Source organism: Cyclonatronum sp. (assembly GCF_022565315.1).
GTDB lineage: Bacteria > Bacteroidota > Rhodothermia > Balneolales > Cyclonatronaceae > Cyclonatronum.
The window spans coordinates 1-3,623 of sequence record NZ_JAIUMX010000185.1; the positions used below are offsets into that span (position 1 = coordinate 1).

Here is a 3,623-nt window from a genome sequence, read left to right on the forward strand (position 1 = left end):
CCGCCGGCTTCTTCGAGGTAGTCGATTTCCTTGCGGTCGTAGGTGCGCCAGAAGTAGCGATTCGGGAACTGCCGTTGGTTGTGCAGCAGCTTCATCCGCTCGGTAACGCAAAAATTCTCCCATAGTGCCCCGGTGTCATCGCGCTGTGAGAGGGGGTTGAAATTGTTGATGAGGCTGTTCCGGATGCCGTTGTCCAAAAAATACACTTTGAAAGATTTTGAAAGCTCTTTGCGCAGGTTTCGGCTGAATGAGCCCAGCCGGAAAACCACAAAGCTTTTTTCCAGCAGTTCAATGTAATTGCGGATGGTATGGTGGTTTTCACCCAGCAGCTTTGCAAGCTCGTTATAGGAAACCTCATGACCCAGCTGAAGCGCCAGCGCCTGTAGCAGCTTAAATAACAGGTCAGACCGCTTGAGCTGATTAAACTGAAGCACATCTTTATACAGGTAGTTGGTCGAAATATCCCGAAGCTCCTCAAGGGCCTCTTCTTCGGGCTGACCGTACACATCGGGGTACATCCCGAACCGAAGCATGTTTTCGAGCCGTGCATCCCAATCGACCGGCAGCGTTTCCTGAGAAATTTCGGTCAGCGAAAACGGGTAAAGCGTGAAGGTGCGGGAGCGGCCGGTCAGGGGCTCGCTCACGGACTGCGCCATGTCGAAAGAGGACGAGCCTGTGGCAATCAGCTGAATGTCCGGCCGCGTATCGGCCAGTACTTTCAGCGTGAGGCCAATGTTAGGAATGCTCTGCGCCTCATCAAGCACAATTACTTTATAGTTGCCCAGAAAATCATTCAGGAGCGCTGTGTTGGTTGTTTCGAGCGCCTGACGGTACTGCAAAATTTCACAGTTGATGTACCGCGCTTCATCACCAAACCCGGCAAGAAGGGCTTTGGAAAGGGTCGTTTTACCGGTGCGGCGCGCTCCGTAAAGGATGATGACCTTCCCCTTAAACAAAAGCTTTTGGATGCTGTCCTGAATGCTGCGTCGGATCATGGCTGTGCTGCGTTATGGTAACGGTTCCGGGTATCAGTTGACCGCATCCTGCCGGGCGGAGTTAAACCTGATGCCCTATAAAGTAGGCAAAATACAAATCCCGGAAGTCAACTTCCAAAATTTATATAAATCCCGGAAGTTCACTTCCGAAATTTAGGAAAAGGAGGTCGCCGTCACTTTATGCAGCCGCAGGGATAAACCATGCTTTCGGTTAAGGGCAATCAGGCCGTGCCGGGGGTCACCCGGTCCATCGTCACAAAATCTCTGAAGTTAGTCCGGTCGATGGTTTTGCTTTCTGCCTTGTAGGTGTTAATGAAGCTTGCTGAGAGCCGTTCGCGTCCCTGCGCATCCCACTTGAACTCAAAACCGCTGATTCTGCCTCCCAGGTCCTCTACCCAGTCCACTTCCTGCTGCTGCTTGGTGCGCCAGAAATAGGTGCGGGCCAGTGACTCCTTATATGCAATTTGCTTTATGCGCTCTGAGACCAGAAAGTTTTCCCAAAGTGCCCCTTTGTCGGTTCGGGAGGCCGGCGGATCAAAGTTTCCGATAATCATGTTTCTCACCCCGTTGTCGTAGAAATAGATTTTATTGTTTTTCCTGATTTCATTGCGCAGGTTCCGGCTGAAAGCACCAAGCCGGAAAACAACATAGCCTTTTTCGAGAATTTCAATGTACCGGCTCACCGTTTTGGTGTCGAGGCCTGTCATTTGCCCAAGCTCCGCATAACTGACCTCGCTGCCGGTCTGAAAAGCAAGGGCACGCACGAGCTTGTCGAGGGCATCCGTTTTTTTGATGCCTCCGTAAATAAGCAGATCGCGGTACAGGTAGCTGTTTACAAGATTGCGCAGCACCGGAATTTCGTCGCCCGGCGACATGAGCACATCCGGATAAAACCCGTATATCAGCCTGTGCTCAAGCTGCTGTTGTGAGGCGAGGTACCCGTGCTGCTGCTCGAATTCTTCCCAGGAAACCGGAAAGAGCTGATACTCCCACTTGCGGCCGGTAAGGGGCTCGTTAAGCTGATTTGCAAGATCAAAAGAGGATGAACCGCTCGCAAACAGCTGAACCTGTTTGAACTGATCCGTGATGATTTTCATGGTCTGACCGATGTCGGGTATTCGCTGCGCTTCATCAATAAAAACCCGGTTGTATGTTCCGAGGATGGAGCGAATCCGCCCTGTATCCGCTCCGCCTAACATTTCCCGTGTTGAGGGGTCGTCACCGTTGAGAAAAAGAAAAGGCGTACCGCGCAGAATGGTCGTCATAAGCGTTGTTTTGCCGACCTGTCGGGGCCCCGTAACAATGATAGCCTTGCCGGAACCAATCCGTTTCTCGATGGAAGCCTGCAGGGTGCGTTTGTACATGGCGGAGGGGTTTAGGGGAAAAGTCAGGAGCTTGTTTACCGGTAAAGATAATCAAAACATAACCATTCCGGAATCAAATCCATTTTGGTCATAACCATTCGGGATTTCACTCCGGTTTAGTCATAAACGCAGGCTTTCCAGAAGTGAAGGGTTTGGTGGCGCAGCTCAGAAATCCCGCCTCCGGATACGCACAAATCCTGCCCTTCGGGGCTTCCCGAAAAAGGGCTCAAAAAAGTATATTGGCACAGCATGACTCGCTGCAATCTCAAATTTTCCGAATCCGCTTTATGAAAACAAGTCTGGTCGTTTTTCTGCTGATTTTACTGACGGGCTGTCAGGAGGCCGCGTCTCAGACCGTGACCGGCATCCTCACGGAGCATGCCGGTCAGGAGGTGCGCCTCGAGGGCTTTCGCGGCTTCGATACCCGGCTAATCAGCAGCGGCAGGGTTTCTGACAGCGGGGAATTCTCGCTTTCGTATGCCGGCGAGGAGCCGGGCATGGCGCTGCTTACGGCGGGCGGCGGCAGCCCGTTTGTGGTTGTGCTTTCGGGTGAAGACATCCGGCTCGAGGGGGCTTCGCCGGCCATGCCCGAAACCATGCGGGTGGTGGAGGGCACCGAAAACCAGCTGTTTGAGCAGTACGCCTCGGAGCATCCGCGGCGCGAGCAGGCCCTCAGCGCCTGGATTTACCTGCGCACCCTTTATGATGCAGATTCGCTCTTCGCCGCGCATCAGCTGCCCCGCGAGGCCATTGCAGCCGAAATCGCGCGCATCCGGGCAGAAGATGAAGCCTTCCTCTCGGCGCTTGATCCCGACACGTACATCAGCTGGTATCTGCCGGTCCGGCGGCTTGTGAGTGCGGTGCCGGTTGTGGCGCAGTTCCGCACGGAGGAAATCCCGGCAACCATCGAAGCCTTCCGGCAGCTCGACCATACCGACCCGCGCCTGTACCGCAGCGGACTCCTCGCCGATGTGCTGGAAAGCCATGTGTGGCTGATCGAAAACAGCGGGCGTGATCTCGATGCGGTCTTTGAGGCGCTGAACCGCTCCGCCGATATCCTCACCGAAAACCTCTCAGCCGATCCCGTGCGATTCCGGGAGCTCACCGCATTCCTGTTTGAGCTGCTCGAAAGGCGGAGCCTGTTTGCCTCATCAGAGCATCTTGCGCGCCGGCTGCTCACGCAGTACCCGGAGCTGCCTGACCGGAACCTGCGCGCAAAGCTGGAAATCTACGGCGCCATGCGCATCGGCAACACCGCTCCCGA

At 54.5% G+C, this 3,623-nt stretch carries 3 protein-coding genes; 1 reads left to right on the forward strand and 2 read right to left on the reverse strand.

Annotation, left to right across the window (positions count from 1 at the left end; all coding sequences use genetic code 11):
- A partial coding sequence (locus tag LAT75_RS15350; protein ID WP_291483679.1) for an ATP-binding protein occupies positions 1-995 on the reverse strand: 995 nt, incomplete at its 3' end.
- Positions 996-1,216: 221 nt separating this feature from the next.
- On the reverse strand, positions 1,217-2,359 hold the full coding sequence (locus tag LAT75_RS15355; protein WP_291483681.1) for an ATP-binding protein: 1,143 nt from the start codon (positions 2,357-2,359) through the stop codon (positions 1,217-1,219).
- Between the two features lie 287 nt (positions 2,360-2,646).
- Between LAT75_RS15355 and LAT75_RS15360 the strand changes: the two genes are divergently transcribed.
- Positions 2,647-3,623, forward strand: a 977-nt coding sequence (locus LAT75_RS15360; RefSeq protein WP_291483682.1) for a hypothetical protein, incomplete at its 3' end; no start/stop codon positions are given.